We start from the raw sequence: 12,010 nt of genomic DNA, 5'->3' as shown, positions 1-12,010 counted from the left end.
TCTTAGTGGACATACGCGCCACGGATTTGTGGGTATGGTTGCTCGTCACCGCCCGGCCCGTGGCTTTTACCGGTGATGAGAACGCCAGTTGCGCTCCCGCCCCATCCGAACAAGGGGAGCACTCGCTATGGAACGGCGTCGCTTCAAACAGAGTCAAACTCTCAAACAGCGGCTCATCAATGAGGTCGGCCGTCTGCGCGACGAGGCCCGCTTACTCCCTCCCGGCCGGCGCCGCGAGATGCTGCTGCGAAGGGTGCGGCAGGACGAGACGGCCATCCAGATCGACGCGTGGCTCAGCTCTCCGGGCCTGAGGGCGCCGACGTAACACAACAATATCGAGTCGATTTCGCGGGACAGAGCGGCGTGATCAATCCGCCAAGGCGACCGCGCGTCGGATAAACTCGATTCTAGCTGCGCCCTCAGCGATCTCCGCTCCCGAGCTGCTCGCGAAAAAACTGCGTCACGGCCGTATTGAACTCGCGATGGAAGGCAACCCGGTCGAATCCCACCGGCACGTCGGTGCAGATGCGCGGCACGGCCGCCGCAAGCTCGGCCGAGCAAGGCGCGAGGAAGGCGAAGTGGCCGGCCGGCACGACATGAATCTCGGGCTTGCCCGGCAGCCACCCCGCGACGCGCGCCACGGGCGAACCGTCGCCCACGCCGGGACCGCCGAACTGCGAACGCCAGAACTGGAAAGGGATCATGATGACAGCGACATTCTTCCTGGTCAGAACCGCCGGTGCGGGATCGACGATCACTGCCGCGCGGATCCGAGCATCCTGCGGCGGGTCAGGTAGCGTTTCTCCGTTGTGGAGCTGCGCGCATGTTCCAGTCGTCTCCTTGCAGTTTCCGGCAAGCCAGGTGAAATCCGGCTTGATCCCCATCAGCGCCAGTCCGGTATAGCCACCAAGCGAGAAGCCGAAGAAACCGACCTTGGCGGGATCGATCACCGCCCTGTCCTTCCAGTCCTTCAGCATGAAGTCGAGCAGACGCACCATGTCCGCCGGACGCGATCCCCACACCGGCAGCGTATCGCGCCGCGACGAGTCGTTGGTGGTGTCGCCGGGGTGATTGATGGCGGCAACGACGAAGCCGGCATCGGCCAGCGCCTCCGCGGTGTCATGGTTCGCGCCGAACCAGCCGCCCCGGCCGTGCGAGAAGATGACGAGCGGGAGCTTTGCCCCCGTGACGGGACAATCCTTCGTGCCCTTCAGGTCGAAATCGACACCGGCCGAAAGACTGCCAAGCGCGACATGCGTCGGCTCCGCCGCGCAGGGGTACCAGATCGCGCCTGCGAGAGCAGGATCGGATTGGAGAAGCTGAATGCCTGCGGCTTCGGCTGGCAAACCAAGACAGCAGAGTATGGCGGCAAAAGCCCAAAGCGTGCTGCGCAACGAAAGCCCCCTCGATTTCGCGCAAGAGTTGAAAGAGGAACGATAGCGGAATTGTGGCTTCAACTGATCGGAATCCAGCGCGGCACATGGGCGATGTATTCCAGGTCCTCGCGCCCAGCACCGAGGCGGACAGGACACGCCAGGTGTGAGCTAGCTCCCCTCGCCCGCGTCCCCGTCGCTTCCCTCGTCGCCCGCGACATATTCGAGGATGTCTCCGGGCTGACAGTCGAGCTCGCGGCAGATCGCGGCCAAGGTCGAGAAGCGCATCGCCCTCGCCTTGCCTGTCTTCAGGATCGACAGGTTCTGGATGGAAATGCCGATTGCGTCGGCGAGGTCCCCGAGGCGGCGTTTCCGCTTCGCAAGCATGACATCGAGGTTCACGACGATCGGCACAAGCATTCACCTCAGATCGTCAGTTCGTTTTCGGACTGCAGCAGGATGGCGTGCTCGATGACGAATTTCAGCGCCATCAGGAACACCCCGCCCGCGATCGTGCCGATGTCGACATTGTAGGACGGCAGGAAGAACTTGATATCGCCGATCTCATGCAAGGCATAAGCCACCGCGTTGCTGGTGATCAGGTCAATGAACGGCCAGATCACCAGAATGATCCCCATCCACCACACACCCTGAAGTGTCTCGGACACGAAGATCCGGCCGCGCGCGAATCGATGCACCATGCGGTGAAGGATGCCGATCAACACGGCGAAGAACGAGAGCTGAAGCGCGAATAGCGTCCAGAACAGCACTTGGCCGTGGCGCGACATGTCGAGCGGGTTGGCGACGATCCCTGCGCATTTCGCCTGGTCGGGACTGAGGCTGGCCGCGATCGAAGCGGAGGCGGTGGTGTTTGCGCGATAGGCGAGCCACACCATCACCGGCAGTGCCGCCCAGATCGCCCAGAACGCAAGATCGAGACGCCGGAACCAGCGCTGCCGGGCCTCGCGTACCGATATCTCCACCCCACCCATCTCCAAGCACTCCGCAATTTCCAGGCAACCGCCCTCCCCTAATATGCATGTTCCGTACGATTGAAGTATTTCATGACAACCGAATTGCAACGGAGCTCCCATGCGTTCCTTCCTCGTCCGGCACCTGCTCGCAGCGCTGCTGTCCATCTCGCCACTTGGAAACGCCGAAGCCGCAGCGGCCAGCGGCCCCGCCGGCGTCTGGCTGACAGAGTCGGGCGATGCGAAGATCAAGGTCAGCCGTTGCGGCAATGCGCTTTGCGGCCGGGTCGTCTGGCTGAAGGAGCCGATTGATAAGAAGACCGGCAAGGCGCAGCTCGACGACCACAACACCGATCCCGCATTGCGCGGCCGGAAGATCGTCGGCATCTCCCTGTTCATCGACATGCAGGCGGACGGCGCCAACAAATGGTCGGGCAGGATCTACAATGCCGACGACGGAAAGACCTATGCGAGCACCGTCACCTTGCTGCCATCAGGCAATCTCAACGTCCGGGGCTGCATGGGAACGTTGTGCGCGGGTGAAGACTGGACGCGGTGAGCGGCAAACCGATCCAAGACAACTTCAAGGACAACATCAAAGACCGCCGGTTTCGGCGGCCCCTAGGCGAACGCCCCCGTCAGCCGCCCAACCCGTTCCTGGCCGCGCGAAGAATATCGTCCGACAGTTTGGGATCGTTCACGGCCCGGGCAAGCACGAGCGCCCCGACCAGGGAGGATAAGGTCGCGAGCGCCTGGTCATCGCGCCGCTTCAGCTTCGTCCCTTTATCCATCCGGCTGCTCAGCCACCCCACCATCCCCCTCACCCCGGCCGTGAAGCGCTCGCGTGCGCCTTTGCTCTGCTGCCGCATCTCGCAACACAAGGCTGCAAAGGGGCAGCCGCTTCCCGGGTCGTCGCGGTGCTCCGCCGAGAGATATTCGGAAACATAGTCATCGACAGTCGCGTCTTCGCGCAGCTCCCGCCCTTTGGCCGCAATCGCGTCGGCGACCGCCTCCTCGACCAGCCGCTCCTTTGAGCCGAACTGGCTGTAGAGGCTGCCGTGGGTCATTCCGGCGGCTTCGGTCAGCGCATCCACGCCGACCCCGGAGATGCCGCGTTCCCGCATCAGGCGGGATGCGGCCTTGAGAATGCGATCGCGGTTCTCGGCCGCTTTTTCCTTCGAGATGCGCATGTTGCAGACCTTTGGCCCGTGGAAAACCGGGGAGCCTTGACAATTATAATTACGATCGTCATTTTATGCAATGATTACGATCGTAATCAAAAAGAGACCGAACCAGAACGAACCGATGCTGGCCCGCGTGCGCGATGCGATCGCCCTCCGCCGCCCGGCATCATCAGGAGAAGAGATGGCTGAGCCCCATGGGAAGATCGCCCTCGTGACCGGCGCCTCGTCAGGCATCGGCGAGGCAACCGCAGAGCGGCTCGCGAAAGCCGGCTACAAGGTTTACGGCACCAGCCGTCGCGGGGCCGAGGCCGGCAAACGATCGTTCGAGATGCTGTCCCTCGACGTGACCAGCGACGAATCCGTGGACGCCGCCGTCAACGAGGTGATCCGGCGCTCCGGCCGCATCGATCTGCTCGTGAACAATGCGGGCTTCGGCGTTGCTCCTGCCGGCGCGGAGGAGAGCTCGCTCGATCAGGCCCGATCGATCTTCGAGACCAATTTTTTCGGGCTGGTGCGAATGACGCGCGCCGTCGTGCCCCACATGCGCCGCCAGGGACGCGGTCGCATCATCAACATCGGCTCCGTGCTCGGCTTCCTGCCGATGCCGTATGGCGCGCTCTATGCCGCCACCAAACACGCGGTGGAAGGCTATTCGGAATCGCTCGATCACGAGCTGCGCATGTGGGGCATCCGCGTTTCGGTCATCGAGCCCGCCTACACCAAGACGCCGTTCGATGCGAATTTCATCGAACCCGACGCCAAGCTCGATGAATATCGCGCCGTTCGTGCCGACGTCAGCAAGCGGGTGAACGAAGTGATGGCGACGGCCGAGCCGCCCGGCGTCGTCGCCGATACCGTCCTCGCAGCCGCCGATGCGGCGCGCCCGAAGATCCGGTACACGGCCGGCCGCCTTGCGGGCCGCCTGCGCTTGCTTCGCCGCTTTGCGCCGGCCGGACTGGTGGATGCCGGAATTCGAAAGGACCTGCGGCTTGATACCGGTCGCGTCGCAGCCGCCAGCCGCGCGCGCGCGTTCTGAAAAAGCCGCCGCGGCGCGCCGACGGCCGTCATCACAGCCAGCTCCGAACATCCCATGCGCAGGAACACATGAAAGCACTTGTCTTGAAACGTTATGGCCGGCCGGATCAGGTCGCATTGACCGAAATGCCTCGGCCTGCACTCAAGCCGGACGACATCCTGGTTGAGGTTCACGCCGCCGGCCTCAATCCCATCGACACCATGATTCCGAAAGGGACATTCAAGCCCATTCTCAAGCTCGATCTGCCGGCAACGCTCGGCAGCGACCTTGCCGGCGTCGTGGTGGAGGTGGGACGCCAGGTGACCCGCTTCAAGCCGGGCGATGCCGTCTTCGCCAGCATCTTCGATCTCAGCGGCACTGGCGCGCTCGCGGAATTCGCGCGCGTGCCGGAGAACGCGGCCGCACTCAAGCCCGCCAATCTGGACTTCGTGCAGGCAGCCTCGATCCCGATGGTCGGACTGACCTCGTGGCAGGCACTCAAGGAGCGCGCGCATCTCAAGCCCGGCCAGAAAGTCTTCATCCCGGCAGGCTCAGGCGGTATCGGCACTTTCGCGATCCAGCTTGCAAAATATCTCGGCGCGAAAGTCGGGACGACCACGAGCACGGGCAATGTCGACCTGGTCCGCAGCCTCGGCGCCGACGAAGTGGTCGATTACAAGAAGCTGCAATTCGAGGACGTGCTGAAGGACTACGATTCCGTGATGGGTACGGTCAGGGGCGATGCGATCGAGAAATCGCTGCGAATCCTGAAGCCCGGAAGCACGATCGTCTCGCTCGTCGGCCCACCGGACGCCGCGTTCGCGCGCGCCCGCGGCATGAACTTCGTCATGAAGTTCCTGTTTGGGCTGCTGAGCCGCAAGATCATCCGCGGCGCCAGGACGTGCGGTGCGGCATATTCGTTCCTGTTCGTGCGTCCGGACGGCGGCCAGCTCGCGGAACTCGGCAAGCTCCTCGAAGCAGAGCGCATCCGGCCCGTGATCGACAAGATATTCCCGTTCGACCAGGCCAAGGAGGCGCTCGCCTATCTCGAGCAGGGCCGCGCCAAGGGGAAGGTCGTCGTACAGATGAGGTGAGGCAAGAAAATCCGGGACGTCGTGTCGGATCGGCGACGTCTCGGTCGTCCTCGGGACATGAATGGGCCGTAGACGCTAATGTCGGGTCCATCAATGCAAGAGGATGAATGAACATGCCCAGCACTGTCCGCCTGCACCGCGTTCTCACGACGAGCCCCGAGAAAGTCTATCGCGCCTTCCTCGAGGCCGATGCGCTGGCAAAATGGCTTCCGCCGAACGGCTTCACCTGTACCGTGCATCATCTGGAGCCGAAGGTCGGGGGCACGTTCAAGATGTCGTTCCGGAACTTCACGACGGGCAACAGCCACGCCTTCGGCGGCGAATATCTCGAGCTCGTTCCCGGCGATCGTCTCCGATACACCGACAGGTTCGACGATCCCAACCTGCCCGGCGAGATCCAGGTGACCGTGATCCTGAAGAAAGTTTCTGTCGGCACCGAGGTGGACATCACGCAGGCCGGCATCCCCGACGTGATCCCGCCGGAAGCCTGTTATCTCGGCTGGCAGGAATCGCTGCGAAACTTGGCAAAGCTCGTCGAGCCCGAGATCAAGCAATAGGGCCAAAGCGGAGCGAGCGCCTCGTCCTTCGAGACGACCGCGGAGCCTGTCATCGGGCCGCGCTTTGCGCGGACCCGGTGGCGGTCTCCTCAGGATGAGGCTAAACGGCATCGGCGGCTGTTGAAACTACGGCCACGCACTCCATCCTCATCCTGAGGGCCCGCCAAAGGCGGGCGTCTCGAAGGATGGCCGCAGAAACGGTCTTCAAATGCCATAGCGTGTGCGCAAGCGGGGCGAGCAATCGAGCCCGGTCGCCTCGCGGCCTACGCGCCCGCCTTCGGCGCGATCCCGCCGCTCGCGGTCCAGCGGTCCGGATCGGGACTGTGGCCGATCAGCGCAAGGCCGTAGGCGATCGACTCGAACTGGTCGCCCGACATCAGGCGCTCATTGCCGAACCGGTCGGCGAACAGTTTTCGGACGGCGGGCACGAAGGAGGTCCCGCCGGTCAAGAACACTTTTTCCACTTCGCGCGCGGTGATGCCGGCCTCGCCCAGCACCTTGTCGACGGTCGCACCCAGCCTGGCGATATCGTCGGCAATCCAGGATTCAAAATTCTTCCGTGTGATGGTCGAGCCGATGTCGACCCCGCCGCCTTTGAAGCGGAAATCCACCTGATCCTGCCCCGACAGCGCGACCTTAGCGTTCGACACCGCGCGGTACAGCGAAAAGCCGAGGTCGAGATCGACGATGGTGATGAAATCCTCGAGCAATTCCGGCTTCAGCGCGGTGCGCGCCAGCTCGCGGAGCTCGCGCAGATCGCCGTTGCTCTTCATCATCGCGAGCTGGTGCCAGCGCGCGAGGTTGGTGTAGTGGCCGGTGGGGACCGGCAGCACCTTGTCGAACGAGCGGAAGCTCGAACCTTTTCCCAGCCGCGGCGAGACGACGTGGTCGACGATGCGGTAGTCGAACGTGTCGCCGGCAATGCCGATGCCGGCGTGTCCAAGCGGCTCGGCGCGCAAGACACCGCCCGTGCGCGAGAAGCGCATCACGGAGAAGTCGCTGGTGCCGCCGCCGAAATCCGCGACCAATACGGTGGCATCGCGCTCCAGGCGGCGGGCAAAGGAGAACGCGGCGCCCACGGGCTCGTAGACATAGCGCGCGTGGCCGGCGCCGAGACGCTCGAACGCGGCCCGGTAGCGCTGCATCGCCAGCGCCTCGTCGGGATTGCCGCCGGCGAAGCGCACGGGGCGGCCAACCGTGATCGTCGACGTCTCGAAGCCGAACCTGTCACCGCCATGGCGCGCCAGCGTCCGCAGGAACGCCGCCAAAATATCCTCGAACTTGAAGCGCTGCCGGAACACCTGCGTGGTGTTGAAGCTGCTGCTCGCGGCGAAGGTCTTGAACGACTGGAGGAAGCGGTAGACGTGGCGTCCTTCGAGAAACTGCTCGATCGCCCACGGGCCACCCTCGGCCTGGGCGCCGGCTCCCGGCCGGTCCTCCCAGAAGCACAGGGCCGAGACGTAAGTGCTGTGGCGTTGTCCGCCGTGATCGAAGCGGATGGCCTCGACCCGGCGGTCGTCCGCCGCAAGCGCTACGACCGTGTTGCTGGTCCCAAAATCGATGCCGATCGAGACGGCGGGCGAGGCGCTCGACATGAACCACTCTGACAGTTGATTGGAAAAAGGGGCAGACCACTAACGACTTTGACCTGCCCTGCCAAGGCCCGGATCCCCGGGGATTCCGCCCAAATCCGCCCCAATGCGCGGCTTCAGCGGCTGTTTTGCAATTTTCAGCCCGGAACGGCCCCTTTAACGCGTCATTATGCTGCAATGCGGGATAGCGCATGCTGCTATGCAATGGCACGCATGGACATTGGCATCTGGTATACATAAATTCATTTTCGAAATGAGACAGCACTACTGACCGTCTCAAGAAAGGAATTCCGATGTCCAAGACCGCTTCCGTCGCTTTCGCCCCCTCCTCCACCCTGCTCGCGCGTTTCATGGCTGCGGTGGACCGCTTCCTGATGGCCAGCGCCGAGATCTCGAATCACAACGGCGACCTGCCCCGTTTCGGCCTGTAAGCGCGCGCTTCCTGCGTCGCGGGAGCCGCACGCCGGTTTCGCAGGTGTCGACATACTACTTTTGATGAATGGCCCCGCAGGACGGGGCCATTTCTATTTGTGCTGTCCTGAGTCACTGCCGCAGCCGGAGAACGATCCTGCGGCATTTGCGCACGGTGACCGGACCAGCGCTTGAACCTTGGCATAATGAATACAAGAATGCCTCTCCAGCGCTCGCAGAAAATTAGAGGCGCCACGGGAGGCTTTATGACGGACATGGTGCAGGCAACGGCCCCTACAACCGCGCGCGTTAGCGACACGTATCGCTGGGCGCAATTGGCGATCGGTGTAGCGGCGATGGTGATGATCGCCAACTATCAATACGGCTGGACATTCTTCGTCCCCGACATCCAGAAGAAATTCGGCTGGGATCGCGCGTCGATCCAATGGGCCTTTACTCTGTTCGTCCTGTTCGAGACCTGGCTGGTGCCGATCGAAGGCTGGTTCGTTGACAAATACGGTCCGCGCATCGTCGTGCTGGTCGGCGGCGTGCTCTGCGCCATGGGCTGGGCGATCAACGCACAGGCCACCACGCTCAACGGCTACTATCTCGGCATGATCATCGCGGGCATCGGCGCGGGCGGCGTCTATGGCACCTGCGTCGGCAACGCGCTGAAATGGTTTCCCGACAAGCGCGGTCTCGCTGCGGGCATCACGGCGGCCGGCTTCGGTGCAGGCTCCGCGCTGACCGTCGCGCCGATCCAGGCCATGATCAAGGACAGTGGCTTCCAGACCACCTTCCTGTATTTCGGCCTCGGACAAGGCATCATCATCTGCATCCTCGCCTTCTTCCTGCTGGCGCCGAAGGCCGGCCAGGTGCCGACCGTGGTGGCGAACGCCGCGCTGGTGCAGACGCGTCGCAACTACCAGCCGACAGAGGTGCTGCGCCAGCCGATCTTCTGGCTGATGTACTTCATGTTCGTGATCGTCGGCGCCGGCGGCCTGATGGTGACGGCCAACCTGAAGCCCATCGCGGTTGACTGGAAGGTCGACAGCGTTCCGGTGACGCTGATGGCGGTGACGATGACCGCGGTGACGTTCGCAGCCACGATCGACCGCGTGCTCAACGGCCTGACGCGTCCGTTCTTCGGCTGGATCTCCGACATGATCGGCCGCGAGAACACGATGTTCATCGCCTTCGGCATGGAAGGTTTCGGCATCTGGATGCTCTACCTTTGGGGCCACGATCCCATCTGGTTCGTGCTGCTCTCGGGCTTCGTGTTCTTCGCCTGGGGTGAGATCTACTCGCTGTTCCCCTCGACCTGCACCGACACGTTCGGCGCCAAGTTCGCGACCACCAATGCGGGCCTGCTCTACACCGCAAAGGGCACGGCCGCGCTGCTGGTTCCGATCGCCAATTACATGCAGCAGTCGTCGGGAACGTGGGACAGCGTGTTCATCATCGCGGCCGGCGCCAACATCCTGGCTTCGCTGCTCGCGATCGCGGTGCTCAAGCCCTGGCGCAAGGTTGTGGTCGCGAAGTCGACCGCCTGACGCGCCTCGCCACACTGCATTCCGACAGGACGCCCGGCCTCGCGGCCGGGCGTTTTCGTTTTTGCAGAACCGGCCTTGGCTACCGCTGACCTGAAGCGAACCGCGCACTTTTCTTGCGCTGCGTCACAAGATTGGGCTTGCTTTCTGGAATATGGTATACCAATGTCCCCGCCGCGCTTGCGACGATAAGCCACAATATTTGCGACACTGGGTCATCTTGCAATCCCAGGTCGCAATCAATCAGGCGCGTTGGGAGGTTCTTGATGATTTCCAGCACGGACGGCGCAGTCACAGCCGCGCCTCTTCGCACCGGTTTCCGTTGGTTCCAACTCGCCATGGGCATCGTCTGCATGGCGATGATCGCCAACCTGCAATACGGCTGGACGCTGTTCGTCGATCCGATCGATGCGGCCCACCATTGGGGTCGCGCCGCGATCCAGCTCGCTTTCACCATCTTCGTCGTCACCGAGACCTGGCTGGTGCCGGTCGAGGCCTGGTTCGTCGACAAATACGGCCCGCGCATCGTCATCATGTTCGGCGGCGTGATGATCGCGCTGTCCTGGGTGCTCAACTCCTACGCCGACTCGCTCACCCTGCTCTATGCGGCCGCGATCGTCGGCGGCATGGGCGCGGGCGCCGTCTACGGCACCTGCGTCGGCAACGCGCTGAAATGGTTTCCCGACCGCCGCGGCCTTGCCGCCGGCGCGACGGCCGCCGGCTTCGGCGCAGGCGCCGCGCTCACCATCGTGCCGATCGCCACCATGATCGCCGCGAACGGCTATCAGAGCGCGTTCTTCACCTTCGGCATCGGCCAGGGCCTGATCGTCTTCGTGCTCGCCTTCTTCATCCAGCCGCCGCGGCTCTCGATCCCGCCGAAGAAGAAGCAGCTCAATCTGCCGCAGACCAAGATCGACTTCACCCCGCCGCAAGTGCTGCGCACCCCTATTTTCTGGGTGATGTACCTCGTCTTCGTCATGGTCGCGTCCGGCGGCCTGATGACCGCGGCGCAGATCGGCCCGATCGCACACGACTTCAAGATCGCCGACACGCCGGTGACGCTCGCCGGCTTCCAGATGGCGGCGCTGACCTTCGCGATCTCGCTCGACCGCATCTTCGACGGCTTCGGACGTCCCTTCTTCGGCTGGGTCTCCGACACGATCGGCCGCGAGCACACCATGTTCATCGCCTTCGGCACGGCGGCAGTGATGCTGCTCCTGCTGTCGGCCTACGGACACGTGCCTGTCGTCTTCGTGCTCGCGACCGCGGTCTATTTCGGCGTGTTCGGCGAAATCTACTCGCTGTTCCCCGCAACCTGCGGCGACACCTTCGGCTCGAAGTTCGCGACCACCAACAACGGCATGCTCTACACCGCGAAGGGCACCGCCTCCCTGCTCGTCCCGCTCGCCAGCGTGATCTCGGCGGCGTATGGCTGGAAGGCCGTGTTCGTGGTGGCGGTGGCGCTGAACGCAACGGCCGCACTGATGGCATTGTTCGTGATCAAGCCGCTGCGCCGCTCCTTCATCCTCGGCAAGGAAGCCGAGAGCACCGGCGCCGCGACGGGCAGCGCCAAGACCGAGACGGCGTGACAAGCCACACACTTTGCACGGTTGAAAAAGGGGCGCAGAATGCGCCCCTTTCTTTTTGGCCAAGGTTCTTTTGGCCGACGCCGGAGGCACCGCAAACGTCAATAATGCTGTCGCAAGATTTTTCGGATCCGCCAAATCCACCGCTTGACGATTGGCATTATGTATACCACACTTACCTCGTCATTCACCTAGGGAGGTTGCAATGCTGGTCGGAGACATTCTGCGCAAGAAGACGCCGCGCGTTGTCACGGTGCGAATGAACGAAACGGTGGGTATCGCCGCCAAGCTGATGCGCGCCAACAACATCAGCGCCCTCGTGGTGAAGGACGTGGTCCGCTCCGAGGGCAACACCGCGGTCGGCATGTTCACCGAGCGTGACGTGGTGCGCGCCGTTGCCGAGCACGGCGCGAACGCCGTCAACGTCAAGGTCTCGCAGCTCGTCTCGGTGCAGCAGCTCGTCTCCTGCACCTCGAGCGATACGATCGAGCACGTGCGCCATCTGATGAACCGTCATCACATCCGCCACCTGCCCGTGATCGACGATTACAGCCTCGTCTCCGTCATCAGCATGCGCGACATCGCCGCTGCCGTTGACGAGGCGATCAACGGCACGCCGCAAGCAGCAGCTTAAAGCGCCACGCCCCTTCCCCTGCGACTACCGGCCCCGGCTCGGA

General features: G+C 63.3%; 14 protein-coding genes. 9 read left to right on the top strand and 5 right to left on the bottom strand.

All coding sequences use genetic code 11. The annotated features are described in order from the left end of the window. The first annotated feature begins 127 nt into the window (after positions 1-127). Positions 128-325 (top strand): hypothetical protein, encoded by a 198-nt coding sequence (locus tag XI08_RS25940; RefSeq protein ID WP_027546335.1) that lies wholly within the window; start codon positions 128-130, stop codon positions 323-325. Between the two features lie 94 nt (positions 326-419). Here the strand turns inward: XI08_RS25940 and XI08_RS25935 are convergent, their stop codons facing one another. The 3 genes from XI08_RS25935 to XI08_RS25925 all read right to left on the bottom strand — a co-directional run bounded on the left by XI08_RS25935 (position 420) and on the right by XI08_RS25925 (position 2,356). Continuing rightward, a complete protein-coding gene (locus XI08_RS25935; RefSeq protein WP_271576531.1) occupies positions 420-1,394 on the bottom strand; it encodes an alpha/beta hydrolase family protein in 975 nt (324 codons plus the stop codon). A 150-nt stretch (positions 1,395-1,544) separates the two neighbouring features. Next, a complete protein-coding gene (locus XI08_RS25930) occupies positions 1,545-1,787 on the bottom strand; it encodes a helix-turn-helix domain-containing protein (RefSeq protein ID WP_028151481.1) in 243 nt (80 codons plus the stop codon). A gap of 11 nt (positions 1,788-1,798) precedes the next feature. Continuing rightward, positions 1,799-2,356 carry a DUF2975 domain-containing protein gene (locus XI08_RS25925; RefSeq protein ID WP_271576530.1) on the bottom strand — a complete coding sequence of 186 codons (558 nt, stop codon included), beginning with the start codon at positions 2,354-2,356 and terminating at the stop codon, positions 1,799-1,801. A 109-nt stretch (positions 2,357-2,465) separates the two neighbouring features. On the opposite strand from XI08_RS25925, the gene XI08_RS25920 reads away from it, so the two are divergent. Then, a complete protein-coding gene (locus tag XI08_RS25920) occupies positions 2,466-2,903 on the top strand; it encodes a DUF2147 domain-containing protein (RefSeq protein ID WP_271576529.1) in 438 nt (145 codons plus the stop codon). 79 nt (positions 2,904-2,982) lie between these two features. Here the strand turns inward: XI08_RS25920 and XI08_RS25915 are convergent, their stop codons facing one another. Next, positions 2,983-3,534 (bottom strand): TetR/AcrR family transcriptional regulator, encoded by a 552-nt coding sequence (locus XI08_RS25915; RefSeq protein ID WP_027546337.1) that lies wholly within the window; start codon positions 3,532-3,534, stop codon positions 2,983-2,985. 175 nt (positions 3,535-3,709) lie between these two features. On the opposite strand from XI08_RS25915, the gene XI08_RS25910 reads away from it, so the two are divergent. The 3 genes from XI08_RS25910 to XI08_RS25900 all read left to right on the top strand — a co-directional run bounded on the left by XI08_RS25910 (position 3,710) and on the right by XI08_RS25900 (position 6,194). Further along, positions 3,710-4,564 (top strand): oxidoreductase, encoded by an 855-nt coding sequence (locus XI08_RS25910; protein WP_271576528.1) that lies wholly within the window; start codon positions 3,710-3,712, stop codon positions 4,562-4,564. Positions 4,565-4,632: 68 nt separating this feature from the next. Further along, a complete protein-coding gene (locus tag XI08_RS25905) occupies positions 4,633-5,637 on the top strand; it encodes an NADP-dependent oxidoreductase (protein WP_271576527.1) in 1,005 nt (334 codons plus the stop codon). Between the two features lie 113 nt (positions 5,638-5,750). Continuing rightward, positions 5,751-6,194 (top strand): SRPBCC family protein, encoded by a 444-nt coding sequence (locus tag XI08_RS25900; RefSeq protein ID WP_271576526.1) that lies wholly within the window; start codon positions 5,751-5,753, stop codon positions 6,192-6,194. Positions 6,195-6,457: 263 nt separating this feature from the next. Here XI08_RS25900 and XI08_RS25895 read toward each other — a convergent pair whose 3' ends face one another. After that, the gene (locus XI08_RS25895; RefSeq protein ID WP_271576525.1) at positions 6,458-7,789 is read right to left on the bottom strand and encodes an Hsp70 family protein; all 1,332 of its coding nucleotides are present in this window, start codon (positions 7,787-7,789) and stop codon (positions 6,458-6,460) included. 290 nt (positions 7,790-8,079) lie between these two features. On the opposite strand from XI08_RS25895, the gene XI08_RS25890 reads away from it, so the two are divergent. The 4 genes from XI08_RS25890 (at position 8,080) to XI08_RS25875 (ending at position 11,967) form a co-directional block, all read left to right on the top strand. After that, a complete protein-coding gene (locus XI08_RS25890; protein ID WP_271576524.1) occupies positions 8,080-8,217 on the top strand; it encodes a hypothetical protein in 138 nt (45 codons plus the stop codon). A 246-nt stretch (positions 8,218-8,463) separates the two neighbouring features. Beyond that, entirely contained in the window at positions 8,464-9,750 is a 1,287-nt protein-coding gene (gene oxlT, locus XI08_RS25885; protein ID WP_027546342.1) for an oxalate/formate MFS antiporter, read from the top strand. Positions 9,751-10,013: 263 nt separating this feature from the next. Beyond that, entirely contained in the window at positions 10,014-11,336 is a 1,323-nt protein-coding gene (oxlT, locus tag XI08_RS25880; protein ID WP_271576523.1) for an oxalate/formate MFS antiporter, read from the top strand. A 202-nt stretch (positions 11,337-11,538) separates the two neighbouring features. Beyond that, positions 11,539-11,967, top strand: a complete 429-nt coding sequence (locus tag XI08_RS25875; protein WP_271576522.1) for a CBS domain-containing protein — start codon at positions 11,539-11,541, stop codon at positions 11,965-11,967. The last annotated feature ends 43 nt before the right edge of the window (positions 11,968-12,010 follow it).

It is taken from the genome of Bradyrhizobium sp. CCBAU 11361 (assembly GCF_028128935.1).
In the GTDB taxonomy this organism is placed as follows: Bacteria; Pseudomonadota; Alphaproteobacteria; order Rhizobiales; family Xanthobacteraceae; genus Bradyrhizobium; species Bradyrhizobium niftali.
The sequence above is the reverse complement of the archived record's forward strand: the minus strand, read 5'-3'. Positions and strand labels throughout refer to the sequence as shown.

Coding starts and splice junctions, on each gene's coding strand:
- XI08_RS25905 (WP_271576527.1), top strand. CDS start 4,633: ATGAAAGCACTTGTCTTGAAACGTTATGGCCGGCCGGATCAGGTCGCA.
- oxlT (WP_027546342.1), top strand. CDS start 8,464: ATGACGGACATGGTGCAGGCAACGGCCCCTACAACCGCGCGCGTTAGC.
- XI08_RS25900 (WP_271576526.1), top strand. CDS start 5,751: ATGCCCAGCACTGTCCGCCTGCACCGCGTTCTCACGACGAGCCCCGAG.
- XI08_RS25890 (WP_271576524.1), top strand. CDS start 8,080: ATGTCCAAGACCGCTTCCGTCGCTTTCGCCCCCTCCTCCACCCTGCTC.
- XI08_RS25940 (WP_027546335.1), top strand. CDS start 128: ATGGAACGGCGTCGCTTCAAACAGAGTCAAACTCTCAAACAGCGGCTC.
- oxlT (WP_271576523.1), top strand. CDS start 10,014: ATGATTTCCAGCACGGACGGCGCAGTCACAGCCGCGCCTCTTCGCACC.
- XI08_RS25875 (WP_271576522.1), top strand. CDS start 11,539: ATGCTGGTCGGAGACATTCTGCGCAAGAAGACGCCGCGCGTTGTCACG.
- XI08_RS25910 (WP_271576528.1), top strand. CDS start 3,710: ATGGCTGAGCCCCATGGGAAGATCGCCCTCGTGACCGGCGCCTCGTCA.
- XI08_RS25920 (WP_271576529.1), top strand. CDS start 2,466: ATGCGTTCCTTCCTCGTCCGGCACCTGCTCGCAGCGCTGCTGTCCATC.
- XI08_RS25895 (WP_271576525.1), bottom strand. CDS start 7,789: ATGTCGAGCGCCTCGCCCGCCGTCTCGATCGGCATCGATTTTGGGACC.
- XI08_RS25915 (WP_027546337.1), bottom strand. CDS start 3,534: ATGCGCATCTCGAAGGAAAAAGCGGCCGAGAACCGCGATCGCATTCTC.